Annotated in this window: 25 protein-coding genes and 3 pseudogenes; 22 read left to right on the top strand and 6 right to left on the bottom strand. The window is 61.8% G+C overall.

The annotated features are described in order from the left end of the window. Nucleotides 1-190: 190 nt before the first annotated feature. Nucleotides 191-1,424 (bottom strand): annotated as a pseudogene (gene nusA, locus ACFQT0_RS04920) (transcription termination factor NusA); the annotation flags it as partial. Between the two features lie 95 nt (nt 1,425-1,519). Continuing rightward, nucleotides 1,520-1,990, bottom strand: coding sequence for a ribosome maturation factor RimP (locus ACFQT0_RS04915; protein ID WP_380200865.1), 471 nt, complete (start codon nt 1,988-1,990; stop codon nt 1,520-1,522). Nucleotides 1,991-2,284: 294 nt separating this feature from the next. On the opposite strand from ACFQT0_RS04915, the gene ACFQT0_RS04910 reads away from it, so the two are divergent. From ACFQT0_RS04910 to ACFQT0_RS04900, 3 genes and pseudogenes are all read left to right on the top strand, one after another. Continuing rightward, nucleotides 2,285-2,860 carry a DUF2911 domain-containing protein gene (locus ACFQT0_RS04910; RefSeq protein WP_380200863.1) on the top strand — a complete coding sequence of 192 codons (576 nt, stop codon included), beginning with the start codon at nt 2,285-2,287 and terminating at the stop codon, nt 2,858-2,860. 200 nt (nt 2,861-3,060) lie between these two features. Next, a pseudogene (gene selD, locus ACFQT0_RS04905) lies at nt 3,061-4,109 on the top strand (selenide, water dikinase SelD). A gap of 202 nt (nt 4,110-4,311) precedes the next feature. After that, nucleotides 4,312-4,725 (top strand): hypothetical protein, encoded by a 414-nt coding sequence (locus ACFQT0_RS04900; RefSeq protein WP_380200861.1) that lies wholly within the window; start codon nt 4,312-4,314, stop codon nt 4,723-4,725. Between the two features lie 4 nt (nt 4,726-4,729). Here the strand turns inward: ACFQT0_RS04900 and ACFQT0_RS04895 are convergent, their stop codons facing one another. Then, entirely contained in the window at nt 4,730-5,233 is a 504-nt protein-coding gene (locus ACFQT0_RS04895; protein WP_380200858.1) for a hypothetical protein, read from the bottom strand. Next, nucleotides 5,233-6,105, bottom strand: a complete 873-nt coding sequence (locus tag ACFQT0_RS04890) for a hypothetical protein (protein WP_380200856.1) — start codon at nt 6,103-6,105, stop codon at nt 5,233-5,235. Before ACFQT0_RS04890 ends, ACFQT0_RS04895 begins: the two co-directional genes overlap by 1 nt. A gap of 181 nt (nt 6,106-6,286) precedes the next feature. Here ACFQT0_RS04890 and ACFQT0_RS04885 point away from each other — a divergent pair, with 181 nt between their 5' ends. From ACFQT0_RS04885 to ACFQT0_RS04825, 13 genes are all read left to right on the top strand, one after another. Next, nucleotides 6,287-6,709, top strand: a complete 423-nt coding sequence (locus ACFQT0_RS04885) for a ribosome-binding factor A (protein WP_380200854.1) — start codon at nt 6,287-6,289, stop codon at nt 6,707-6,709. A gap of 92 nt (nt 6,710-6,801) precedes the next feature. Then, complete coding sequence (locus ACFQT0_RS04880; protein ID WP_380200852.1) at nt 6,802-7,185, top strand: hypothetical protein; 384 nt, start codon at nt 6,802-6,804, stop codon at nt 7,183-7,185. Further along, the gene (locus ACFQT0_RS04875; protein WP_380200850.1) at nt 7,122-7,610 is read left to right on the top strand and encodes a class I SAM-dependent methyltransferase; all 489 of its coding nucleotides are present in this window, start codon (nt 7,122-7,124) and stop codon (nt 7,608-7,610) included. The genes ACFQT0_RS04880 and ACFQT0_RS04875 overlap by 64 nt, the downstream gene beginning before the upstream one ends. A gap of 259 nt (nt 7,611-7,869) precedes the next feature. Continuing rightward, complete coding sequence (locus tag ACFQT0_RS04870) at nt 7,870-8,649, top strand: hypothetical protein (protein ID WP_380200848.1); 780 nt, start codon at nt 7,870-7,872, stop codon at nt 8,647-8,649. Beyond that, on the top strand, nt 8,649-8,945 hold the full coding sequence (locus ACFQT0_RS04865; protein WP_380200846.1) for an FtsX-like permease family protein: 297 nt from the start codon (nt 8,649-8,651) through the stop codon (nt 8,943-8,945). Before ACFQT0_RS04870 ends, ACFQT0_RS04865 begins: the two co-directional genes overlap by 1 nt. A 314-nt stretch (nt 8,946-9,259) precedes the next feature. Continuing rightward, a complete protein-coding gene (locus ACFQT0_RS04860) occupies nt 9,260-10,333 on the top strand; it encodes a hypothetical protein (RefSeq protein WP_380200845.1) in 1,074 nt (357 codons plus the stop codon). Beyond that, a complete protein-coding gene (locus ACFQT0_RS04855; RefSeq protein WP_380200843.1) occupies nt 10,245-10,658 on the top strand; it encodes a hypothetical protein in 414 nt (137 codons plus the stop codon). Before ACFQT0_RS04860 ends, ACFQT0_RS04855 begins: the two co-directional genes overlap by 89 nt. After that, the gene (locus ACFQT0_RS04850; protein WP_380200841.1) at nt 10,582-12,045 is read left to right on the top strand and encodes a DEAD/DEAH box helicase; all 1,464 of its coding nucleotides are present in this window, start codon (nt 10,582-10,584) and stop codon (nt 12,043-12,045) included. Before ACFQT0_RS04855 ends, ACFQT0_RS04850 begins: the two co-directional genes overlap by 77 nt. A 65-nt stretch (nt 12,046-12,110) precedes the next feature. Further along, nucleotides 12,111-12,860 (top strand): IS5 family transposase, encoded by a 750-nt coding sequence (locus ACFQT0_RS04845; RefSeq protein WP_380200245.1) that lies wholly within the window; start codon nt 12,111-12,113, stop codon nt 12,858-12,860. A gap of 132 nt (nt 12,861-12,992) precedes the next feature. Further along, the gene (locus ACFQT0_RS04840; RefSeq protein WP_380200839.1) at nt 12,993-13,214 is read left to right on the top strand and encodes a hypothetical protein; all 222 of its coding nucleotides are present in this window, start codon (nt 12,993-12,995) and stop codon (nt 13,212-13,214) included. Further along, nucleotides 13,202-14,662 carry a hypothetical protein gene (locus ACFQT0_RS04835; RefSeq protein ID WP_380200837.1) on the top strand — a complete coding sequence of 487 codons (1,461 nt, stop codon included), beginning with the start codon at nt 13,202-13,204 and terminating at the stop codon, nt 14,660-14,662. The genes ACFQT0_RS04840 and ACFQT0_RS04835 overlap by 13 nt, the downstream gene beginning before the upstream one ends. After that, nucleotides 14,637-14,975, top strand: a complete 339-nt coding sequence (locus ACFQT0_RS04830; protein ID WP_380200835.1) for an OmpA family protein — start codon at nt 14,637-14,639, stop codon at nt 14,973-14,975. The genes ACFQT0_RS04835 and ACFQT0_RS04830 overlap by 26 nt, the downstream gene beginning before the upstream one ends. A 59-nt stretch (nt 14,976-15,034) precedes the next feature. Then, a complete protein-coding gene (locus ACFQT0_RS04825) occupies nt 15,035-15,481 on the top strand; it encodes an SRPBCC family protein (RefSeq protein WP_380200833.1) in 447 nt (148 codons plus the stop codon). Here ACFQT0_RS04825 and ACFQT0_RS04820 read toward each other — a convergent pair whose 3' ends face one another. After that, the gene (locus ACFQT0_RS04820; RefSeq protein ID WP_380200831.1) at nt 15,482-15,760 is read right to left on the bottom strand and encodes a GNAT family N-acetyltransferase; all 279 of its coding nucleotides are present in this window, start codon (nt 15,758-15,760) and stop codon (nt 15,482-15,484) included. A gap of 261 nt (nt 15,761-16,021) precedes the next feature. Here ACFQT0_RS04820 and ACFQT0_RS04815 point away from each other — a divergent pair. The 5 genes and pseudogenes from ACFQT0_RS04815 (at nt 16,022) to ACFQT0_RS04795 (ending at nt 21,270) form a co-directional block, all read left to right on the top strand. Then, nucleotides 16,022-17,221, top strand: a pseudogene (locus tag ACFQT0_RS04815) (class I SAM-dependent rRNA methyltransferase). Between the two features lie 275 nt (nt 17,222-17,496). Next, nucleotides 17,497-18,948 (top strand): 1-hydroxycarotenoid 3,4-desaturase CrtD, encoded by a 1,452-nt coding sequence (gene crtD / locus ACFQT0_RS04810; RefSeq protein WP_380205913.1) that lies wholly within the window; start codon nt 17,497-17,499, stop codon nt 18,946-18,948. A gap of 69 nt (nt 18,949-19,017) precedes the next feature. After that, entirely contained in the window at nt 19,018-19,680 is a 663-nt protein-coding gene (locus ACFQT0_RS04805; RefSeq protein ID WP_380200829.1) for a carotenoid biosynthesis protein, read from the top strand. 83 nt (nt 19,681-19,763) lie between these two features. Further along, the gene (locus ACFQT0_RS04800; protein ID WP_380200827.1) at nt 19,764-20,378 is read left to right on the top strand and encodes a hypothetical protein; all 615 of its coding nucleotides are present in this window, start codon (nt 19,764-19,766) and stop codon (nt 20,376-20,378) included. Nucleotides 20,379-20,775: 397 nt separating this feature from the next. Then, nucleotides 20,776-21,270 carry a YciE/YciF ferroxidase family protein gene (locus ACFQT0_RS04795; RefSeq protein WP_380200825.1) on the top strand — a complete coding sequence of 165 codons (495 nt, stop codon included), beginning with the start codon at nt 20,776-20,778 and terminating at the stop codon, nt 21,268-21,270. 87 nt (nt 21,271-21,357) lie between these two features. Here the strand turns inward: ACFQT0_RS04795 and ACFQT0_RS04790 are convergent, their stop codons facing one another. Continuing rightward, a complete protein-coding gene (locus ACFQT0_RS04790; RefSeq protein ID WP_380200823.1) occupies nt 21,358-21,618 on the bottom strand; it encodes a hypothetical protein in 261 nt (86 codons plus the stop codon). Nucleotides 21,619-21,874: 256 nt separating this feature from the next. Between ACFQT0_RS04790 and ACFQT0_RS04785 the strand changes: the two genes are divergently transcribed. Next, nucleotides 21,875-23,605 carry a M28 family metallopeptidase gene (locus ACFQT0_RS04785; protein ID WP_380200821.1) on the top strand — a complete coding sequence of 577 codons (1,731 nt, stop codon included), beginning with the start codon at nt 21,875-21,877 and terminating at the stop codon, nt 23,603-23,605. Nucleotides 23,606-23,794 lie beyond the last annotated feature (189 nt).

Raw genomic sequence — 23,794 nt, 5'->3', positions numbered from 1 at the left:
TCGTTGCTTGGGTTTCGTCGGTCATTTCAGCCACCAAAGGGGTGTGTTCAGGGGTAGTATCGGTGGCGGAAGCGTGGGTAACAGCAGCTTCCTCAACCGTAGTGTTGGCTTCCGTCTCGGCGGTTTTATCCGAAGATACACGGCTTTTGGCCGCTTCCAAAGAGCTTTCGTCGAGGTCTTCGTCGTCGGCAAATTCCTGGCGGATAACGCGGTATACATCGTCCACCATTTCTTCCTCCAACTCGGTGCGGCGCACGATGTCGTCTTTCTTGACAGCGAGTACGGCACGGCCGGTGTCAAGGCCAATTTTCTTCAATTCGGCCAGTACCCAAGGCTCAATTTCGTCCTGGAACTCGTCCAGCGAAATATCTTCCTCGTAGTCGATGGCTTCGCGGAACACGTCGATTTCCATGCCCACCAACCGGCTGGCCAGCTTAATGTTGGCACCGCCGCGGCCGATGGCCAGGCTCACCTGGTCGGGCTTCATGAAAACCGAAACCCGGCCACTTTCCTGGTTTATCTTCATAGAACCCACTTTGGCCGGCGATAGTGCCCGGGCAATGTAGAGCTCCAGATTGTCGGTGTAGTTGATGATGTCGATGTTCTCGTTTTCGAGCTCGCGCACCACCGGGTGAATGCGGCTGCCCTTCATGCCGACGCAGGCGCCCACGGGGTCAATCCGCTCGTCGTAGCTCTCCACGGCCACTTTGGCGCGCTCGCCGGGCTCGCGCACCACGTTCTTGATGGTGATGAGGCCGTCGTAAATCTCGGGCACCTCCAGCTCAAACAAACGCTCCAGGAACGCCGGCGCGGCGCGGGAAAGAATGATTTTGGGCGTGCCGTTGATTACCTCCACGCGGTGTACTACAGCGCGCACGGTGTCGCCTTTGCGGAACCGGTCCTTGGGGATTTGCTCGCCCTTGGGCATCACCAGGCTCGTTGTCGTCCTTGTCCATGATGAGGGCCTCGCGGCTCCACACCTGATACACTTCGCCGGTCACGATTTCGCCGACCTGGTCTTTGTATTTCTGGTACAGGTTGTCGCGCTCCAGGTCCTTCACGCGCTGAATCAGCGTCTGGCGGGCCATGAGCACGGCGCGGCGGCCGAAATCTTCCAGCTTCACGCCCTCGGCCACTGATTCGCCAATCTCGAAGTCCGGCTCAATTTTCTGGGCTTCGGTCAGGGTAATCTTGTCGTGGTCCCAGATGTCCTCGGAGTTGTCGTCCACGATTTCGCGGTTGCGCCAAATTTCCAGGTCACCGTTATCGGGGTTGATGATAACGTCGAAGTTTTCGTCCTGGTCGTACTTCTTGCGAATCATCGTGCGGAACACGTCGTCCAGGATGCTCATCATCGTGGGCCGGTCGATGTTCTTGCTCCGGGCAAATTCGCTAAAGGACTCGATTAATTCGTGGCTGTTCATTTTTTGAGCTTTTAGCTGTTAGCTGATGGCTTTTAGCTTTTTTGAATGAATCTGGAACGTCAGCTAACAGCTAAAAACTATTAGCTGACAGCTCATTACTTAAAGGAGATAACCACCTTGGCTTCCTGAATATCCCCGAAGGAATAAAAGGCCGCGGGCAGGGTCGTTTTCTTGGTCTTTTGTTTAATCACTTCTTCAATTTCCACGCCTTCGGGCGTGGCCGCGGTGAGGACGCCGGTTTTCTCGGTGCCGTCGTTGAGCTTGAGGGCCAGCGAGCGGCCGATGTGGCGCTGGTACTGGCGGGGGTCCGTCAGGGGCTGGTCGGCGCCGGGGCTGGTGACTTCCAGCGAGTAGGCAGAATCCTCGCCGTAGTGCTCGTCGATGCGGCGCGCCAGGCGGCGGCTGATGGTAGCGCACGCCTGAATGGCCAGCCCGGTGGCGCCGTCGAGGGTGACGGTCACCTTCGGCATCACCGAATCGGATACGGTAAGGCCCACGATGAACAGCTCCTCGTCGCCGATGGCGTCCTGGAGCATTTCCAGCAGTAGGGTACGGTCGAAATGCATAAATCTTGAAACAAGCGGGCAAAAAAGAGGGGACTGCGCGTCCCCTCTTTGCTAAAGCGAATACCAACTTCGGGTGCAAAGATACGACAATGGGCGGCGGAATGCAAGGCGGGCCCGTCCGCGGCGGCGCCCGCAACTATGCAATAAATGATATAGTAAGCTGCACAGGCACGCAGAAAGCAACCGACAACCTAAATTGCTGACTTTAAAACCCTAATGCCGCCCGCAGGGTTTCACGGCGCGGGCAATGCCTCGAATCAACGCATTCCCTTCACTTTTAAAAGATTCCCGTTCATGAAAACCCTCCAATTACTTCGCCACATTACTTTCGGGCTGGCTACGGTGCTCATGGCTAACACCGCCTTTGCCCAAGCTACTCCGGCCACAGAGAAAAAGGTGCTTCCGCCGAACCCGCAGTCGCGTGCGCTTCTTGCTGACAAGCCCAGCCCCGCCGCCACGGCTACCGGCAAAATTGGCGCCGCTGATGTAACCATTAAATACAGTAGCCCGGCGGTAAAAGGACGTACCATTTACGGTGGGCTGGTTCCTTACAACCAGGTTTGGCGCGCCGGGGCCAACGAGGCCACCACAGTAGAATTCAGCAAGCCGGTGAAGGTGGAAGGCAAACCGCTGGCTGCCGGCAAATACAGCTTCTTCGCCATTCCTACCGAGAAGCAGTGGACGATTATTTTCAACAAGGTGCCCGAACAGTGGGGTGCCTTCAAATATGCCCAGAAGGATGATGCGTTGCGCGTGACCGTGACGCCCCGCAAAGCCGCTACCATGGCCGAGCGCCTGGCCTACGAAGTAAAGCCCACCGGCATGGTACTGCGCTGGGAAAACCTGGAAGTGCCGGTAGCCATCAAGTAACCAAGGCACGACACAAAAATAAGTTGAGCTAAAAGAGGAACGACGGACGGGGGCACACTGCCTCGGCCGGCGTTCCTCTTTTGGCGTTTGGCCGAAGGTTTCACGCCACGCTCGGCGACTCTAAAACTCTTTGCGGACTTTTGTAGTCCCTTACCCAGCGGGGGCGTACCCGATAGGGCGGCCCTGCTTTTCTCTTCTCTATGACTCCCACGACGGAATATAAACTGACCCAATACAGCCACGGCGCGGGCTGCGGCTGCAAAATCGCACCGGCTGTACTCGACCAGATGCTGCACACCAGCATCGTGCAGCCCCACGACGAGCGGCTGCTGGTAGGCAACGCCAGCCGCGACGACGCGGCCGTGTACGACATCGGCGGCGGCGAAGCGGTAATTTCGACCACCGACTTCTTCATGCCCATCGTGGACGATGCGTACGACTTTGGCCGTATCGCCTCGGCCAACGCCATTTCCGACGTGTACGCCATGGGCGGACGGCCGCTCATGGCTATTGCCGTGTTGGGCTGGCCCGTGGACAAGCTGCCGCCCGAAGTAGCACGCCGCGTGCTGGAAGGCGCCCGCAGCATCTGCGCCGAGGCGGGCATTCCGCTGGCCGGCGGCCACAGCATCGACTCGCCCGAGCCCATTTTTGGCCTGGCCGTGACGGGCATGGTCAACATCGTGGACCTGAAGCAAAACGACACCGCCACGGCCGGCTCCGAGCTGTTTCTGACCAAGCCGCTGGGTGTGGGCATCCTCACCACGGCGCAGAAGAAGGGCATTTTGCGCGACGAGGACGCGGCTATTGCCCCTACCCAAATGATGCAACTGAATAAGATTGGCGCCGAGTTGAGCAAGCTCGACGCCGTGACGGCACTGACCGACGTGACGGGTTTTGGCTTGCTCGGGCACCTCTCGGAAGTATGCGAAGGCAGCGGCCTGACGGCGGAGATTGAGTTTTCCAAAGTGCCCCGCATCGCGGCAGCTGAGCCGTATCTGAAGCAGGGCAGCGTGCCCGGCGGCACCGGCCGCAATTGGGCCAGCTACGGCCACAAGGTGGGCGCCATCACGGACGAGCAACGCACATGGCTCTGCGACCCACAGACTTCGGGCGGCTTGTTGGTGTGTGTGGCGCCCCAGGGCCGCGAGGCCGTGCTGGAGGTTTTGCCCGGCACGGGCTGGCGCTGGAAAGCTTTGGCCGGCTGCGGGCGCACCAGGAAGGCGAAGCCTGGGTGCAAGTCGGCGCGTAGCGGCGGCCTCGCGTTCAACTTATGAAGTCATCTTTTCTGCGCCCGCTGCTGGAGATAGCGGCGGTATTGCTGGTGGTGTTGAGCTCGGCCCGCTGGCTCACGGGGCTATTTTCGAAGCGTACCCACGTGTACCAGGCCACCGCGGCGCGGCAGGCTGCGGCTGCTGTTCTGGCCCCTGCTCGCGCTGGGCGCGGGCCTGAGCGTGCTGCCGGCAGTGGCCCTGGGCGACCAAAGCACCAGCTCGGGCGAATGGCTGCTGGCCGCTGGCTTCGGGCTGTTTACGCTGGCCCTGAGCGGACCGGCGCTGCTGCTGTTTGTGCGCTACTGGGCGCTGAACCACGAAACGGTGCTGGTTTTTCAGCCCAACGAAAACCGGTTTGAAGTGTACGAAGCCGGCCAGCGCGTTGCCTTTGAGCGGCGGGACCTGGCCACGGTGGAGCGGGTACGGTGCAGTGCCCGCCGCAGCTTCTGGGCCAAGTATGACTACCTGCGCCTGCACTTGGTAGATGGCCGCGCCATCGTCCTGACTTCGCTGCTCACGGACTTGGAGCCGCTGGCCGTATTCCTGCGCAACCTGCCCAGCGAGCGGCGCACCAAATCCTGGTGCTGGGTATAAAGCGCTATTGCCTGGGCTTGTTGAGCTGGCGGCGGTATAGGCCAGGGGTGCCGGCGGGCTCGTAAGCGCCAAACACGTTGGGCAGAAGCTGCTTGAGCCGGGGCACCTGCTTGGTTTGGTCGAGCAGGTAATCGGGCGGGGTGGGGCCCATGCGCTGGGCGATGCGCACCACGGCGGCGTATTCAGACAAATGCCCGAAATCAACCTGGGAAAGGGCCCAGTCCAGATAAGGCGTAGCGGGCCGGTTGTGGAAATAGGCGCGGTCGTCCTGCCCAAGAATGAGCAACGTCTGCCCCCGCAGGCTGGCGTAGCGCGGGTCGGGATGCAAGCCGAAGCGGCTTTCGGCGGGCATCTGCAGGAGGGCTTCGAGGCCCGGCACCTGCGCCCGGTAGCGTAGTACCACGGCCGCATTGAGGATGAGCAGCAGCAGCAATTCCAACATCCAAGCGTGCTCGTAGCGCTGCCACAAAAAGAGACTGAAATACGCCAGCGGCGGCAACAGCAGCACTAGTACGCCCGGCGCGGCCCCTGCTCCACGGCGGCGGTGGCCATGGCCACTACCAACCACACCAGCATCATTTGCCGGAATTTTATCTGAAACACCAGTCCCAGAGAGGTACCCAACGACCGCGCCAGCCCCAGCCCCAGCACCAGGCCCGGCACAATGAGCAGGCGCAGCTGCAGGCCGGCCGGCAGCCCGCTGGCAATCAAATCGGTGAGTCCCGGCTGCAGGTGCAACTGCACGAAACCCGGCAGGGCATCGGTGTAAAAGAAAAACGTGGCCACCAGGGCGTACGGAAAGAAAAAACCGCACAGCAGCAGCAGCGAGCTCCGGAAGGAATTGGCCGCGAAAATGACCACCGCAAACAAGCCCACTATTACAAACAAGCTGAGCGGCAGGTAGCAAAGCGCCCCCACACCAATGAGGAAGCCGGCCCGGAACAGGCGGCGGTTGTCGTAGCCTTCGCGGGAGGTGGGCAGCAGCGCACTCAGGGCAAAAACGATGAAAGTGTGCCCCAGCAGCAAGGGCGAGAGCGTGTCCAAATCGGTGCTGATGCTGCCCACCAGCAGGTAGGTAAGGGCCGCCAGGTATCCGCGCTCGGGGTGCACGTCGTAGCGGTTGAGCACCACGTTGAGCCGCAGGGCCTGCGCCAGCAGCAACACGAGGGCAAACACCCGGTAGAGCCAAACCGGACGCGGCACCAGGGCGTCGAGCAGGGCAAACGTGGCCGCGGCCAGCGGCGCGGTACCGTCGAACAGGTCGCGGTAGGGCAGGGCGCCGCCATGCAGCCGCTCCCCTACCAGCAGGGCCCGCAGCTCGGCCGCCGTCACAGGTAGGCCCAGCCAAAGCAGCGGCAGCCGCAGGGCCAGCACCAGCACCAGCAGAGCCAGCAGGCTGCGCAGGAAGAGAGCTTTTGAAAAAGCGAAGCAAAACTGGGTTTCTGGTTTCTCGTTTCTCGTTACTGACTGTAAAGATGGCCCCTTTCTCAGCACGTATGGTTGACAGCCAGAAACAAGAAACCGGAAACCAGCAACCCAAATCCTACCTTTGCCAATTATTATGGAAAGCAAACGACAACAAAAAATGGCCAGCCTGCTGCAGCAGGAGCTGGCCCAAGTGCTGCAGCGCGACCTGCCCCACCTTTTCGGAGGCGGCCTGGCGCCCGGCATCAGCCTGGTGCGCGTGACACCCGACTTGGGCCAGGCCCGCGTGTACCTGAGCCTGCTGCTGGGCTCCGACGCCAACGACCGGCTCGAAATTATTCAGGATAACGCCAAGGCCATCCGCCAGGCGCTGGCCAAGCGCATCCGCCAAACGGCCCGCGTGGTGCCCGAATTGATTTTCTTCCACGACGACAGCGCCGCCTACGCCGCCCACATGGACCAAGTGCTCGGCACGCTCGACATCCCGCCCGCGCCCAAAGACGACGCCGACGACGAAGAGCAAAAGCCCACCCGGCCGCGCCTCTTCAAGGGTGAATGAGCAAATGAGTGAATGAGTGAATGGCTTCTAGGTCCTGCGCTTGCTCACTCCATTAGTTCATTCGCTCATTCACTCATTCACCGATTCACTCCTTGTATTACGACCCGATTAAGAAGACGCTCGGCCAGGTATTTAACCGCACGCCGTGGCTGCGCCGACTGTTCTACCATTTGCTCGATTTGCTGCTGCTGCGCACCTGGCACGTGCACCGGGAGCTGCGCCGCTGGGCCAAGGGCCGCACCCAGGAGCCGCTCAATATTCTCGACGCGGGCTCCGGCTACGGGCAGTACACGTACTGGCTCAGTGGCCTGAGCGCGAAATGGAACATCCTGGCCGTGGATGTGAAGGAGGAGCAGGTGGCCGACTCCAACACATTTTTCGGCAGATTGGCCGGCGCAACGTGCAGTTTGCCGTGCAAGATTTGGTGCTCTACCAGGAGCCCAACTCGTTTGACTTGGCCTTGTCGGTGGATGTGATGGAGCACATTCTGGAAGACGTGGAGGTGTTCCGCAACATCCACGCCTCGCTCAAGGACGGCGGCATGCTGCTCATCTCCACGCCCAGCGACCAGGGCGGTTCCGACGTGCACGACGACGGCGAAACCAGCTTCATCGAAGAGCACGTGCGCGACGGCTACAACATCCGCGAAATCCAGCAGAAGCTCAGCAAAGCCGGTTTTGAGCGCATCGAAGCGCGCTACGCCTATGGCGAGCCGGGCCAGATTTCGTGGCGCCTGAGCATGAAGTATCCCATCCTGATGCTGGGCAAGTCGCGCCTGTTTTTCCTGCTGCTGCCCTTCTATTACGCCGTCACGTTTCCGTTCTGCCTGCTCCTGAACTGGCTCGACGCCCGGACCGTGCACGATTCGGGCACGGGCCTGATTGTGAAGGCCTGGAAGTAGCGCCGGCTGGCCAAGTAAGCCCAACGCTGAGGAGTTCGGTAGCTTTACCCGGAATTGATTAACTCTAGCTTGCCCACCCGCGTACCGTCCCAAATTTTTTAGGTGAACGTTCCCCTCCTCATTGCGCAGCGCTACTTCCGTTCCAAGAACAAGCGCAACATCATCACCATCATCTCGAATATTTCGATGATTGGGGTGGCGGTGGGCACCATGGCGTTGATTATCGTGCTGTCGGTATTCAACGGCCTGGAGGAGCCTGGTGCGCACGCTCTACGGCAAATCGGACCCCAACCTGGTGATTTCGGCCACCAAGGGCAAGGCCTTCGACGTGGACCGCACCTTCATCATGAAGCTGCAGAACACGCCCGGCGTGGCCCTGCTCACCGAAGTCATCGAGGACAACGCCCTGCTGCAGTACCACGACCGCCAGATGGTGGTGAAAATGCGCGGGCTGAGCGACAACTACTTCGGCCAGAGCCAGATTGACGCCAACATCAAAGAAGGCGACCACCGCCTGCGCCGCGACAGCCTGGAAGTGGCCCTGGTGGGCGCCGGCGTGCAACACGAGCTCAGCATTACGCTCAACAACCGCCTGGCGCCCATGCGCCTGCTCTACCCGCGCAACACCCCCGGCAAAAAAATGCTTGATACGAACCCCGACAAGGCGTTTAATGAGCAAAATCTGATTGCGGGCGGCGTGTTTCTCATCGAGCAGCACATCGACGACAGCTACATTTTTGTGCCGCTCAGCTTTGCCCAGCGCCTGTTGGGCTACACCACGCGCCGCACCGCGCTCTACGTGAAAGTGGGCTCGAGCTTCGAAATTGAGCAGGTGAAGGAGCAGCTGCGCAAGCAGCTGGGGCCAGGCTTCAAGGTGCAAGATTCCGACGAGCAGCACGTGAGCTTGTTCAAGGCCATTAAGGTGGAGAAGCTGTTCGTGTTCATCACTTTCACGCTCATTTTGCTCATCGCCTCGCTCAACATCTTTTTCTCGTTGTCGATGCTCGTCATAGACAAGAAAAAGATATTGCCGTGCTGATGGCCATGGGCGCCACCGAGAAAACGGTGCGGCAAACGTTTCTGCTGGTGGGAGCCATTGTGGCGCTGGTGGGGGCCGCTACGGGGCTGGTGTTTGGCGTGGCCTTGTGCTGGCTGCAGCAGCGCTTCGGCTTCGTGAGCATGGGCATGGCCACCAGCGTGGTGGATGCCTACCCCGTAAAAATGCAGCTTACGGACCTGATTTTCACCTGCGCGTCCATCATTCTTATCACCTTGGCCGTGAGCATTCGTCCGGCTCTGAATGCGAGCAAGTTGGATTTGCGTGAGAATTTATAACTTCTAATGTATCCCTGCTCGCCGGGGGCCGTAAGGGCCTAACTCACCTTTACTGCTGCAAAGCTCCGCCGTGCCTGTTTCTGCTTTCAGCCCTATCTTGCGCTTAAGGCGTGTCCGGCTATGAAAGTATCTACATCAGAACCGTTTGAAATTGTTTACTCGCTCTTTGAGCACGAGTTCCTGGGCCATTTGTTTGCGGCCTATGTGGTGCAGGCTGGGGCCCCGCGGCCAGCTAACGCTGCAGCATCAGACGGTTTCGGGTAAAAACGCGCACGAATTTGAGGCCGGCCTCGACGCCACCGACTTTGAGCCTGGTGGAGCTCTGCGACCAGATTCAGCAGGAAGCCGTGGTGAAAGAATTCTGGCCCCGCAAAATCGCGACGGCCGAATTCTTCCTCAAAACCTACAACGCCGAAAAGGGCGACAAGCCCCTGCAGGAGCTGATTTCGCGGCACGTGCAAACGCGCATGGCCGCGATTCTGGCGCGGCTGGCCGGCAAGCGCGTGTTCATCATGGGCCGCGACGGCGAGCCCACCTGGAAGGAAATTGGGCTGGCGCCGTCGAAGGCCTCCATCCTGTTCCACTTCCGCCGCAACGAGGAGGGCACGCACTACTTCCCCACCATTCAGTACCAGAACCAGCGCCTGGACTTCCAGTACAAGGACGCGCTGCTCGTATGCCTGCAGCCGGCCTGGCTGCTGCTCGGCGACCTGCTCTATTCCTTCCGCACCGAAGTTGACGGGCGCAAGCTGCTGCCGTTTCTGAAGAAGAAGTTCATTGTGGTGCCCCGCAACGTGGAAGAAAGCTACTTCCAGAAGTTTGTGGCGCCGCTCATGGAGTCGTTTGAGGTGCACGCCCGCGGCTTCGACATCCGCTCGGAGCGCTACGTGGCCCGGCCGCGCCTCACCTTCAGCGACGCCCTGCCGGCAGCACCCGCCCCGGAAGCGCCCGTGCGTCCGCCCGGGCCGCCGCGTCGGGGCCGCATTCCGCTGCCCAAGCCTGTCGCGCCGCTGCTCACCGGCGCCGAAACCGAGCAGATTCACTTTGGTGAGCTTCCGCTACGGCCCGCACCTGATGCCGCTGGGCACCAACAAGCCGGTGAGCGTGCACCTGGAGAAAACCGCCGAGAGCTACGTGTTTCACCGCCTGCTGCGCAACCCCGAGCAGGAGCAGGCCACGGTGGCCGAGCTGCGCGAGCGCCAGCTCACCGTGGAAAACGGCCACGCCACCCTGCCCAAGGGCGAAGCCTTCAAGTGGCTGCACGACAACACCGCCGTGCTCACCGAATTGGGCTATACCGTGGAAGCGGCCTCTACGGCCACCAAGAGCTATTTCATCGGGCCCACCAGCGTGCACGTGGGCATTCAGGAAGCCGGCGACTGGTTTGACGTGCGCGGCACCGTGCGCTTCGGCGACATTGAAGTGCCGTTTATCCGGCTGCGCGGGCACATTCTGCAGCGCCGGCGGGAGTTCAAGCTGCCCAACGGCCAGATTGCCATCATCCCCGAGGAGTGGTTTACGGACTATCTGGAGCTGTTTGCCTTCGGCGAAGAAACCTCTGAGGGCCTGAACCTGCGCCGCCACCACCTGGCCTTGGTGGCCGACCTGCAGAGCAACGAGCCTGGCCACCGTGCGCATGGGCCGCAAGCTGGCCAAGCTGCGCGACTTTGCCGAAGTAGAAGACCACCCCCTGCCCACAGGCTTCTTGGGTGAGCTGCGCCCCTACCAGAAAGCTGGCTACAACTGGCTGCGTTTCGTGCAGGACTACCATTTTGGGGGCTGCCTGGCCGACGACATGGGCCTGGGCAAAACCGTGCAAACGCTGGCCATGCTGCTGCACCGCCGCGAAAGCGGTGAGGCCCAGGGCGCTGCCTCTCTGCTGGTGCTACCTACCTCGCTGGTGTTCAACTGGCTGGCCGAAGCCGAGAAGTTCACACCTGACCTGCGCATTCTGGCCTACACCGGCACGTACCGCGACAAAAACCCCGACCGCTTTGCCGACTACGACGTGGTGCTGACCAGCTACGGCATCGTGCGCCTCGACACCGAGCTGCTGGCCAGCTACAAGTTCGACTACGTGATTCTGGACGAGTCGCAGGCCATCAAGAATCCTTCCTCGACGACTTCGCAGGCGGTGCGGCAGCTGCGCTCCAAGCACCGGCTCATTCTGACGGGCACGCCCGTGGAAAACAGCACCATGGACTTGTGGTCGCAGATGTCGTTCATTAACCCGGGCTTGCTGGGCACGCAGGCGTTTTTCCGCAAGGAGTTTCTCAAGCCCATCGAGAAGCACCAGGACGAAGGCCGCACCCGCCGGCTGCACGCCCTCATCAAGCCCTTCATTTTGCGCCGGCACAAGGCCCAGGTAGCCAAGGAGCTGCCCGAAAAGACCGAACAGCTCAGCTACTGCCCCATGACCGAGGAGCAGGCCCACGCCTACGAGGAAACCAAGAGCTTCTACCGCAACAAAATCCTGCGCAACCTCGACGAGCACGGCCCGGCCAGCACGCAGTTTCTGCTGCTGCAGGGCTTAACCCGGCTGCGGCAAATTGCCAACCACCCCCGCCTGGCCGACGACACCTACACGCACGAATCGGGCAAGCTGCGCGAAGTCATGCGCATGATTCGCAACGTAGTCGCCGAAGGGCACAAGGTTTTGGTGTTCAGCCAATTTGTGCAGCACCTGGCGCTGGTGCGCGCGGCTCTGGACGAGCGCCAGGCGGCCTACGCCTACCTCGACGGTGCTACCCGCGACCGGCCCAGCGAAGTGGCCCGCTTCCAGGAAAACGAGGACCTGAAAATCTTCCTTATCAGCCTGAAAGCCGGCGGCATTGGCCTCAACCTCACGGCGGCTGACTATGTCTTCATCCTCGACCCGTGGTGGAACCCCGCCGTGGAAGCCCAGGCTGTGGACCGGGCCCACCGCATCGGCCAGACCCGGCCAGTATTCACCTACAAGTTCATCACTCAAGGCACGGTGGAGGAGAAAATCCTGGCCTTGCAGCGCCACAAGCTGGCGCTGGTCAGCGAGCTAATTGCGACCGATGAGGCCGTGATTAAGCATCTCACCCGGGCCGATATTGAGGAGTTGCTGGGGTAAGGTCTGGGCTGTTGATTCAGCTCAATTTTCACTAGGGTGTGTGGACAATCGCCGACCTTTGGGTGGTGCGACGCTATGAACTCAAAGATGCCGATTGGGCGCGATTAGCGCCCCTGTTGCCGGGCAAAGCCGGCGATGCCGGCCGCTCGGCGGCAGACAACCGCTTGTTTTTAAACGCCGTGCTCTGGATTGCCCGCAGCGGCGCGCCGTGGCGCGATTTGCCCGAGCGGTTCGGGCCGTGGAACTCCACGTACCGCCGCTTCCGCCGCTGGGCGCAGAAAGGCGTCTGGCAACGCGTATTCGAGGCCGTACAAGACCCGGACCTGGACTGGGCCATGCTCGATTCCACCAGCGTGCGGGCCCACCAGCACGCCGCGGGGCAAAAAAGCAGTGCCCTAGCCGAAGCGCTGGGCCGTTCGCGCGGCGGGTTCACCAGCAAGCTCCACGTCGTCGTAGACGCGCTGGGCAACCCGCTGCGCTTGCGGTTGACGCCTGGACAGCAGGCCGATTGCACCGTGGCCGCGGACTTGCTGGCCGGATTGGCGGTGGGGGCCGTGCTGGCCGACAAGGCCTACGACACCGATGCCCTCGTGGCCGGCTGCGCCCAAACCGGCGCGGCCCTCGTCGTGCCCAGCAAGCGCAGCCGGCGCGTGGCGCGGGTGCTGGACCGCAACCTCTACGCTGACCGCAACAAAGTCGAGCGCTTCTTCAACCGCCTCAAGCAGTACCGACGCCTGGCCACGCGCTATGAAAAAACGGGCGCCTCCTTTCTCGCTTTCGCGCATTGCGCCGCTACTCTCGTCTGGTTGCTCTAATTGTCCACACACCCTAGGTCAGCCCGCACAATTTTGTGGCAGCTTATCTTTTTGGCGAAGCAGGCTGTTTCTTTGCTGAGAATGAGATTTTATTTGCCGAGGACAGTATTGTCGACATCCGAGTTACTGTTTATGAAGGGTTTGCTGGTGTTGGTGGTGTGGCTGCTTGGGTGCCCCGTGGTGGTACATGCGCAGCCCGAAAAGGCGCAGGGCCCGGCGGTGTACAGCGATGCCAACGGCCGCTACCAACTCACATACCCGCGGGCCTGGCAGCTGCGCAAGAACGTAGGCGGCGCGGAGGCGACCTTTACGCTGATGCTACCCGCACCCCGGGCTCTGCGGTGGTCACCTTGACTACGCAGGTGCTGCCCGACTCGCAGCGCGACCTGAAGCTGACCGCTGCCGGCGGGCAGGACACGGTGTGGAGCAGCATTCAGCGGCTGCCCCGGGCCCAGGTCCTCAGCGTGGAACAACAGGACATTGGCAGCTACGAGGAGGTGCGCTATGAGTATACTTATGCTCCCATAACAAGCGCACCGGGGCGCACGCACGTGGTGGGCCGGCGGGTGTGGCGCGGCGGGCTGCAGTTCCAAGTGGAGTACCGGGGCGATGCCAGCCAGGACAGCCGCTACCTGGCCGATGGCCGACAACTAGTGGCGTCCTTCGCGTTTACCGAGAAGTCCTGGCCCAGCCGCCGCTACTCGGCCCAGATGTGCGACGACAAATTGTACGGCATCGCGGCCATTCGCTACACCAACGGCAACTGGGAAGACGACTGCCGCACGATACACGAGTTTGCCCACAACGACCTGACCGAGGCGCCCGTGGTGCACCGGCAGGTGCTGCCTTTCCAGTCGTACGCCCTGGCCAAGGGGTTTGACAACTGCCTGTACTCCGTGACCAAAGCGCCCACCGACGCGCCCGAGTTTGTGTACCGCTACGACCCCGCCACCCGCAAGGGCGCCTACACTTCCTGGCGACTCCCGGCCCAGGGCCCCGATGTTACCTGGATTTCGGCAGCCACCGACGAACGCGGCGACCTCTACTTCCTGACCTCCGATGCCAACCAGGTTAAAGTGAGCCCGGCCAATGGCACAGTCACGCCCATCTGGTACGTCGACCCGCTGAAGAAAGCGCCATTTTACCCCAGCATTTCGTTTTCCGGCGCGGGCACCCATGGCAATTTCTGCCTCGACGATTCCAACACCATGTACCTCGTGTACAGCACCGACGGCTCCCTGCTGAAAGTCACCTTGCCCACGCAGCGGCCCAACCCCGACCTGATGCCCCTCAGCGGCCTGCCCGAGCGGGGTGGCTACAGCGACCTGCTGATGCAAAACGACGAAGCCGGCCGCCGCCGGCTCTACCTGGCTGGTCCCAAGGCCGTTTACAAGGTGGACCTGGCCCGGCGCCGCGCCACCCGGGTCCGCAAGGGCACCTACACGGACCTAGCCGGCTGCAACCTATTTCGCATCGTGCCCCGGCCGGCGCCGGCGCCGCCCCCACCCGCTACGGCCTCCTGGCGCGGCCGCGTGCTCAATGCCGACACCTACCAGCCCCTGCCCCAGGCCCAGCTACGCCTGGGTCTGAGCGGGTTTGGGAAGCTCGTTAAGCTGGGCCCGCAGGGCACGTTTTCGTACCCCGCCAAGCCCGGCCTCACTTATACTTACCGCGCCCAGCCTGAGCGGCTACATCACGACCGACAGCACCTGGACGGCCGCGCCCGGCCCCACCGTGCGGGACATTTTGCTCCGGCCCCTGGCCGTTGGCACCACCGTGCAGCTCGAAAACGTGCAGTTTGAGCAAGGCGAGGCCCTGTTGTTGCCCACTTCCTACGCGGCCCTCGACAAGCTGGTGAGTTTGATGACCGACAACCCGCGCATGACCATTGAGTTGCGCGGCCACACCGACAACGTGGGCCCGCCCGAAAAGAACGTGGTGCTCAGCGAGCAGCGCGTGGGCACCGTAAAGGCTTACCTCGTGGACCACGGCATCGGCGAAGCGCGCATCAGCGGTATCGGGTTTGGCGGCGCCCAGCCCACGGCCAGCAACGACCAGGAGCACACCCGCCGGCTCAACCGCCGGGTAGAATTCCGGATAACCGGCCTGCAATAGCCAGCCGCTGAGGAGCTGCCACAAACAATCCCCGGCTGGCCCCGTTGTGTTGGCTACTTATGCTCGTCACCCTCCGCACCGCCGTCGCCCAAGCTCCTGCCCAAGTGATGGCCGGCTTTACCCGCGCGCTTTTTGTGGCCCTGGCCCCGCCATTTCCCCGGCTGCGGGTACTGCGCTTCGACGGCTGCCGCACCGGCGACCATGTCGAAATTGAGCTGAACACGCTGGTGAAGCGCCTGCGCTGGACCTCGCTTATCGTAGACAACGGCGAGATGCCCGATGGGACCGTCTTTTTCGTGGATGAAGGCCAGGTGCTGCCCCCGCCCCTGCGCTTCTGGCGCCACCGTCACCTGATTCAGCCCGGCCCCCAGGGCGGCAGCGTGATTGTGGACGACCTGGAATACCGCACGGCCTCGCCCCTGCTCGATGTGCTGCTGTACCCGGCCATGTGGGCACAGTTTGCCTGGCGCAAGCCCATCTACCGGCGCTGGTTCGGCAAGCGGTAGCTAGAGGTCGAGCACCATTTTCACGTCGGTGCGCTCGTAGGGCGTGGGCGGCACGGGCACGTGCTGGAAGCCCAACTTTTCATAGAGCGCGAGCGCCGGCGTAAGGCGCGAATTAGAGAGCAGTTCCACCCGGCGCGCACCCAGCTGCCGGGCTTTGCCCAGAATAGCCTGACCCAAGGCCCAGCCGATGCCCAGGCCTTGCGCCCGCGGCGACACAGCCATTTTGGCCAATTCGTACACGCCTTCGTGCTCTTTGATGAGGGCGCAGGTGCCCACCACTCACCGCCGTAGCTGGCCATAAAAATGTGGCCGCCGGGCCGCAGGATGTAGCCTTCGGGGTCGTCGAGCATTTCGTTATCGATGGGCTCGATGGCGAAATACTGCGAAATCCATTCGTGGTTGAGGTCGCGGAAAGCCGGCTGGTGGGCGGGTTCGTAATCTAAAATGCGCAGGTCGGGAGTCATGGGGCGGGAATGGCGCGGCCGGGGCCGCAGGCGGTAGGCAAAGTTCGCACACGGGGCACCGTACCTTTGCAGTCTTATGCTGAATCCCGCCACCATCGTCCTCAAAAACGGAAAAGACCACTCCCTGCGCCGCCGCCACCCTGGGTATTCTCGGGAGCCATTGCCCGCGTAAAGGGCGATACCCACGAAGGCGACCCCGTGCGCGTGGAAGCCATCGACGGCGAACTGCTGGGCGTGGGCCACTTCTCGGGCGGCGGCTCCATTGCGGTGCGCATGCTCGATTTTGGCGTGAATGCCAACCTGCCCAGCCCCGAGTTCTGGGAGAAGAAGCTGCGGGAAGCCTACCACTGCGCCAGCGCCTGGGCCTCACCGGAACGGCCGACACCAACGTGTTCCGCCTCGTGCACGCCGAAGGCGACGGCCTGCCCGGCCTGATTATCGATGTGTACGGCGACGTAGCCGTGGTGCAGGCCCACAGCGTGGGCATGTACCGGGCCCGCCCCGAAATAGCGGCTGCCTTGCAAGCCGTGTTCGGCGATAAGCTGCGCGCCATCTACGACAAGAGCGCCGAAACCGTGCCCGGCAACGCCGTGCCCGACGCCCAAAACGGCTACCTGCTGGGCGAAAGTACCGGCACGGAACACCTGGTGAGCGAAAACGGCCACCAGTTTGCCGTGGATTGGGAAACCGGCCAGAAAACCGGTTTCTTCATCGACCAGCGCGACAACCGCGCCTTGCTAGCCCGCTACTCGCCCGGCCGCAAGGTGCTCAATACCTTCTGCTACACTGGCGGCTTTTCGGTGTACGCCCTGGAAGCCGGCGCTGAGCCTGGTGCACTCCGTCGATTCGAGCAAGAAAGCCATTGCCCTCACCGAGCGCAACGCCGAGCTCTCCAGCCACGCCGACCGCCACGCCGCCTACCCCGACGACGTGCTGGGCTTCCTCAAAAACCACTCGGCCCAATACGACCTGCTCGTGCTCGACCCGCCCGCCTTCGCCAAGCACATGGGCGCGCGCCACGCCGCCCTCATGGGCTACAAGCGCCTGAACGCAGGCGGCATTGCCCACCTCGCCCCCGGCGGCCTGCTGTTCACCTTCAGCCTGCTCGCAGGTAGTGAGCCCCGAGCTATTCGAAGGCGCGGTGCTAGCCGCAGCCATCGAGGCCGGCCGCCCGGCTCGCATCCTGCACCGCCTCACCCAGCCCGCCGACCATCCGGTAAGCTTGTTTCACCCGGAAGGTGCTTATCTGAAAGGGCTGGTGCTGGCGGTGGAATAGGCCTCAGCAAAATAGAAAGACAGAAAGAAAAAGAACGTCATGCTGAGCTTGCCGAAGCATCTCGCCCTCGATACTAAATCCAATTAGTTACGCGGTCGAGATGCTTCGGCAAGCTCAGCATGACGTTTTGATGTAGCTCATTTCAAAATGGTGTTTGCCTTAAATCAGAACCCCACAACTCCTGAGGCTGTTGCTGCCTAAATCAACCTGCTACCAGTGAAGCAAGCCAAAGGCCGACGGGGTCCTCCGTTTCTCCTAAACAACCCGTTGCCGTCATTGGCGCCGGCATTGCCGGGCTCGCTGCGGCCGTGCGCCTGGCCGTGACGGGCCATGCCGTGACGGTGTTTGAGGCCAGCGGCACGTTTGGGGGCAAAATGCACCAGTTCAGCCTGCCGGGTGGGTACCGGTTCGATGCCGGGCCGTCGCTGTTTACGCTGCCACAGTTGGTGGACGACATTTTCCGACTGGCCCACCGCGAGCCGGCCGACTACTTCCGTTACGAACGGCTGGATCCCATCACCAATTACTTCTTTGCCGACGGCACGCGCCTCACGGCCTGGGCTGATTCAGAGCAATTTGCCGCGGAGGTGGAGACCAAAATCGGCACGCCAGCGGCGGCAGTCACGCATTTTCTGGCCCGCAGTGGCAAGGCGTACGAGGCAACGGCGGGCACCTTCCTGCACAAGTCGCTGCACAAGGCCCGCACCTACCTCAGCCCCGAAACGCTGAAGGCCGTGGGTGCCCTGCCCAGTTTGGGCCTGCTGGGCACCATGCACCAGCGCCACGCCCAAGCCTTCGCCGACCCGCGCCTCGTGCAGCTCTTTGACCGCTACGCCACCTACAACGGCTCGGACCCGTACCAGGCGCCTGCCACGCTGAGCATGATTCCGCACCTGGAGCACGGCATTGGCGCGTTTTACCCCGAAGGCGGCATCTATGCCATTGCCAGCAGCCTGGCCCGGCTGGCCGAGGAGTTCGGGGTGAAGTTTCGGTACAACGAGCCGGTGGAGGAAATCGTGACGGCCGAAAGCCGCGTGACGGGCGTGCGCACGGCGCTCGATGTGTACGACTTCGGCCGGGTGGTGAGCAACATGGACGTGGTGCCCACCTACCGCCGTCTGCTGCCGCGCGAGCCCGCCCCGGAACGCACGTTGAGCCAGCCCCGCTCTTCGTCGGCCCTGATTTTTTACTGGGGCATTACCCGGGAGTTCGTTGAGCTGGATTTGCACAACATTTTCTTCTCGGCCGATTACCAGCGCGAGTTTCAGGCGATTTTTCAAGACAAAACCGTGGCCGACGACGTGACGGTGTACGTCAACGTCACGTCCAAGAAAACCCCCACGGACGCGCCGGCCGGCCACGAAAACTGGTTTGTGATGGTAAACGTGCCCCACGACCAGGGCCAGGATTGGGACACCCTCACGCAGAAAACCCGCCGCGCCGTCCTCCGTAAGCTGAGCCAGGCATTGGGCACCGAAATTGAGCCGCTGATTGCGGCCGAAAAGGTGTGGACGCCGCCGGGCATCGCCGCCGATACCTCGTCGTTTGGCGGCGCGCTGTACGGCAGCTCGTCGAACAACGCGCTGGCGGCGTTCCTAAGGCACCCCAATTTCTCGGGGCGGCTGGAAGGGCTGTACTTTTGCGGCGGCTCGGTGCACCCGGGCGGCGGCATTCCGCTGTGCCTGCTGTCGGCCAAAATCGTTTCCTCTTTAATTAATGAGGAATGAAGAATGAGGAATGAAGAATTGTCCCCGGCAAGTTTTTCATTCCTCATTCTTCATTCTTAATTCAAATACATGGTTGACTACACCGAGCCTCTCCCGGCTGTAAACACCGGCCGGCTGCGCGTGGCCCAGGGCCTGGTGCTGCTGTTTCACATCACGGGTTTTGTGGGGCTGGCTTTTTCGAATAATCCAAGTTTCTACCTGCGCTTCACGCCCCTCACGCTGCTGCTCACGGCGGGGCTGCTTTTTGCGTTTCAGCCGGGCCGGAGCGTGGGCTTCTGGAGCTTCTGCGTTTCGGTGAGCCTGCTGGGCTTTGCGGCCGAAGTGGTGGGGGTGTTTACCGGGAAGTTTTTCGGGCACTACAGCTACGGCCAAACGCTGGGTTTCAAGGTTCTGGACGTGCCCCTGGCCATTGGGCTCAACTGGCTGGTGCTGACATATGTGTGCGGGGTACTGGCGCGCTACATTCCCCTGCCTGAGCTGCCCCGGACCATTCTGGCGGCCCTGCTCATGGTGGGCCTCGACCTGTGCATGGAACCGGTGGCCAGCACTTACGACTTCTGGCACTGGACAGCCAACGTGATTCCGCTCCAGAACTTCCGCGACTGGTTTATTTTTTCGTGCGTGCTTCAAATGCTGTTTAACCGGGCTAATTTTACCAAAAGCAACCCGTTGGTGCCCATCGTGTACCTTACCCAACTCCTATTTTTCTTTTTGCTGGGCACTCTGCAATAAACCATTATTCCGAGTGGCATCGAAGTGCCCGCGCTGGCCTCGACTCGTCCTATTACACTTCCTCCCCTCCTTCCTTCCATTTGATGCCAAATTCTACTCTTTCGGTTACTTCTCTGGAGATGGCCATGCCGGTTTTTCATCGCTACGGCCTGCACTCGGCCACCGATGAACAGGTAGCGACGGCCCTGTCCATGACCGTGGATGACCTTACCGCGCAGTATCCCACCCGGGCCGATTTGGTGCACGACGTTCTACTGGCGGACATCGAGCGCCAGAAGCGCGAACACGCCGAGCTCTACGCCCAGTACCCCACGGCCGTCGAACGCCTGTATGGCCTGCTGCAGCTTGGGCTGCGCGACCTGGCCAGCATACCGGCCCCTTTTTATAGCGACCTGCAAAGCGGCTTTCCCCGCGCCTGGGAGGCGGCCATGACGCACCTGGCCAACTATTCGGGCCCGCAGCTGCAGCAGCTCATCAACGACGGCATTCGCCAGCGCCTGTTCCGCTCCGATATCAACATCCACTTGGTTACCAAAGTGTTGATGGAGCAGCTCAACTTGTTGCTCAACCCGCTCGTGTTTCCGCCCGACCGGTACAACATGTCAGAGGTCTTCCGCAGCATTTTCCTCTACTACATCCGCGGGCTGTGCACCGACGAAGGCGCCCGCATTGCGGCCGAGCATTTTGCCCGGCTGTAAGCGCCGACGCTTGCTGCTACGGCCAGATTAACGAGGCCCTATTGCTGGCTTCCGGCATGAAACAATGATTGAAGCACGCGTAGGAATGCCGGGTCAGGCCTCAGGTTGAGCCAGAATAGGGCCCACAGAATACGCTTCGGGAAGTACGGATTTTCAGGTCGGTACTTCACGCGCTTTGAGTTTGGCAACCAGCTCTGTAGCCGAAATCAATAGTTTATATTCCAGTCATATAACATATTAGAAAGCCCGCGCTGCGCTTGTCCAGGGCCGAACGGCTAGCAGGCGGGCGCCCTCACCCCGGGCCGCGTTGGGACGTACAGAAAAGCAGCCGGGTGCCCGCGTTTGACCACGCGGGCACCCGGCTGCTTTTCCTATTTCTCACTTTATTGCCCACGCTATGTTCGATAAAATGGAAACCCTCGACGACTTGTTCGAGATGCAGCTAAAAGACCTGTACAGTGCCGAAAACCAGCTGGTAAAGGCCCTGCCCATGATGGCCGAGAAGGCCAAAGACGGCCGCCTGCGCGCCGGCTTCGAAAAGCACCTGCGTGAAACCCAAAACCAGGTTGAGCGCCTCGAGCGCATCGGCAAAAGCCTGAAGCTCGACCTGGACAGCCACACCTGCAAAGCCATGAAAGGCCTGATTGCCGAGGGGCAGGAAACCATGTCGGAGCGCGCCACGGCGGAAGTAATGGACGCCGCCCTGATTGCCGCCTCGCAGCGCATCGAGCACTATGAGATTTCGGGCTACGGCACCGCCGCCCACTACGCCGAGCGCCTGGGCCACAACGAGGCCGCCAACCTGCTCCGCCAAACCCTGGAAGAAGAGCAGCTGACCGACACCAAGCTCAACGAGCTGGCCAAAAACTACGTGAACGCCAAGGCCATGTAGGCCCCGCCTAGTATACCAAAAGCCCCGCCGGCCGCCGCACTTCTCTCATGAAGACGGCAGCCGGCGGGGCTTTGCTGTTGGGCTGCGCTAGTACGCGCCGTGGTGGGCCAAGGGCTGCGCACTGGCCGAGGTATGGGCCAGGTGGTCGATGATGCGCCCCACGGCCTGCCCCAGGCTGCTCTCGTCGTCGATGTAACGCTGCAGATACCCGATGGAGGTGTCGTCGGGGCCGGTGCCGTTGGCGGCCATGGTGTCGAGAATGTTTTCGGCCACGAGCTGCCGGCGGGCGCAATGCAGGCGCTGGTCCGGGTCGAGACGCGTCGAAATGGGAGTAAAATAGGAGGACATCGGAAAAGAAATAGGTCTATTTAAGGGGCTAATGCAGCGCTGGCTGTACCGGCTGCTCGCGGTGCAGTGAAGCAAAGGCAGGGCCAAACTAGGCCGGGTAACCTGAGCAGCACATAATTATTTTGAGGAGCGGCATAGGCAAAGCCGTGGTTTCTGATGCTACATTCGCAGCGTCTGGGCCGTCAGGGTACAGATTGTCGCTGAGCGTATTGCCCGTGGCAGGCCGTTCCGGCGCTGGGCCGGAGTTATCTTTTTAATGATGCGTTTCTTCTCCTTGCGCCGGTGGTGGGCGCCCGCCGCCGTGGGCCTGCTTCTGGTGGGTTGCCAGAGCCAATCGTCTTCGGATAAGGCGACGGCCGATTCAGACGCCGCCTCCACTTCCGCCGCCGCGAGTACCGATACCGCCAGCGTGGCCTCCCCGCCCGACGGCATTACGGCGGCGCTCATTGGCCAGCACATCAAGGCACTGGCTTCGGATGAGTTTCAGGGCCGGCGGCCATTTACGGCGGGCGAGGAAAAAGCCACCAGCTATCTGGCCGCCGAGTTCAAGAAGCTGGGCCTCAAGCCCGGGCCCAACGGTTCGTATTTCCAGCCGGTGCCCTTGGTAGAGATAACCGGCACGCCGGCGCCCACCGCGACCGTCGCGGGCAACGGCAAAAGCCTGACCCTGAAGTACCGCACCGACTACATGGTGCTCACCGAGCGGGAGCAGCCCATGGTGGCCGTTAATTCGCCGCTGGTGTTTGCGGGCTACGGCGTGGTGGCCCCGGAATACGGCTGGGACGACTATGCGGGCCTGGATGTGAAGGGCAAGACCGTGGTGGTGCTCATTAACGACCCCGGCAACGCCGGCACCGACACCACGCTATTCAAGGGCAAGGCCATGACCTACTACGGCCGCTGGGGCTACAAGTACGAGGAGGCGGCCCGCCACGGTGCCACCGGAGTCCTCATCATCCACGACACCAAGCCGGCCTCCTACCCTTGGACGGTGGTGCAAAGCAGCTTTGGCGGCTCCAAGCTGTTTCCGCAAACGCCCGACCGCGGGGCCAGCAAAGTGGCCCTGGAGGGCTGGATAACCCTGGACGCGGCCAAGCGCCTCTTTACCGCCGTCGGCCAGAGCTACGACGAGGAGTATGCCGCGGCCAACAAGAAGGGCTTTCGGGCGCGGCCCCTGGGCCTGAATTTCAGCACCTCGCTGCGCAATAAAATTACCCAGAAGGCTTCCAAGAACGTGGTGGCGGTGCTGCCCGGCACCACCCGGCCCAACGAGTACATCGTGTACTCGGCGCACTGGGACCACCTCGGCATTGGGCCGGCCGTGGCCGGCGACTCCATCTACAACGGCGCCGTGGACAACGCCAGCGGCTGCGCTGGCCTGCTGGCCATCGCCAAAGGCTTTGTGCAAGCCAAAGAAAAGCCGGGGCGCAGCATTGTGTTCCTGGCCGTGACCGGGGAGGAACAAGGGCTGCTGGGCTCCGCGTACTACGCGGCCCACCCGCTCTTCCCGCCTGCCAGCACCGTGGCCAACATCAACATGGACGGCCTGTTGGGCTACGGGCCCATGCGCGACCTCACCATCACGGGCTACGGGCAGTCGGAACTGGACGACTATGCTCGCGCGGCCGCCAAGGAGCAGAACCGCTACGTGATACCGTACCAGCACCCCGAAACCGGCAGCTTCTACCGTTCCGACCACTTCAGCTTCGCCAAAATCGGCGTGCCGGCCCTGTATGCCTCGGGCAAGTACGACAGCCGCCTGCATGGCAAAGAGTTTATCGAGACGAAACGCAAAGAGTTCGAGGCCAAGCATTATCACCAACCCTCCGACGAGTACGACCCCAAGGCCGACTTGCGCGGCGCCGAGCAGGATGCGCGCCTGCTGTTCCGCATTGGGCAGCGCCTGGCCAGCGAAACCACCTTCCCCAAGTGGAAAGAAGGCTCGGAGTTTAAGGCCACCCGCGAGAAAAGCCGGCCGGTGCAGTAAACCTTCTGAAGCGGCAACGGAGGCCCTTCTTACGCCCGCACCACTTGGTTTACCTAAACGGCGCGGGAGTGGGAAGGGCCTCTCCTTTTGCTGAAATGCTTACCCAACAACTACGGAAACCAAGCCAATAAATACTGAAAATCAGTTTCTGGGCCCTCAACTAGCAACACCCGACCGGTGCCTGGGGTA

This window comes from Hymenobacter humi (assembly GCF_042665855.1).
GTDB classification, from domain to species: Bacteria; Bacteroidota; Bacteroidia; order Cytophagales; family Hymenobacteraceae; genus Hymenobacter; species Hymenobacter humi.
The sequence above is the reverse complement of the archived record's forward strand: the minus strand, read 5'-3'. Positions and strand labels throughout refer to the sequence as shown.

Coding starts and splice junctions, on each gene's coding strand:
- ACFQT0_RS04915 (WP_380200865.1), bottom strand. CDS start 1,990: ATGCATTTCGACCGTACCCTACTGCTGGAAATGCTCCAGGACGCCATC.
- ACFQT0_RS04910 (WP_380200863.1), top strand. CDS start 2,285: ATGAAAACCCTCCAATTACTTCGCCACATTACTTTCGGGCTGGCTACG.
- ACFQT0_RS04885 (WP_380200854.1), top strand. CDS start 6,287: ATGGAAAGCAAACGACAACAAAAAATGGCCAGCCTGCTGCAGCAGGAG.
- ACFQT0_RS04865 (WP_380200846.1), top strand. CDS start 8,649: ATGGCCATGGGCGCCACCGAGAAAACGGTGCGGCAAACGTTTCTGCTG.
- ACFQT0_RS04850 (WP_380200841.1), top strand. CDS start 10,582: ATGGGCCGCAAGCTGGCCAAGCTGCGCGACTTTGCCGAAGTAGAAGAC.
- ACFQT0_RS04840 (WP_380200839.1), top strand. CDS start 12,993: ATGAAGGGTTTGCTGGTGTTGGTGGTGTGGCTGCTTGGGTGCCCCGTG.
- ACFQT0_RS04825 (WP_380200833.1), top strand. CDS start 15,035: ATGCTCGTCACCCTCCGCACCGCCGTCGCCCAAGCTCCTGCCCAAGTG.
- ACFQT0_RS04805 (WP_380200829.1), top strand. CDS start 19,018: ATGGTTGACTACACCGAGCCTCTCCCGGCTGTAAACACCGGCCGGCTG.
- ACFQT0_RS04800 (WP_380200827.1), top strand. CDS start 19,764: ATGCCAAATTCTACTCTTTCGGTTACTTCTCTGGAGATGGCCATGCCG.
- ACFQT0_RS04795 (WP_380200825.1), top strand. CDS start 20,776: ATGTTCGATAAAATGGAAACCCTCGACGACTTGTTCGAGATGCAGCTA.
- ACFQT0_RS04790 (WP_380200823.1), bottom strand. CDS start 21,618: ATGTCCTCCTATTTTACTCCCATTTCGACGCGTCTCGACCCGGACCAG.
- ACFQT0_RS04785 (WP_380200821.1), top strand. CDS start 21,875: ATGATGCGTTTCTTCTCCTTGCGCCGGTGGTGGGCGCCCGCCGCCGTG.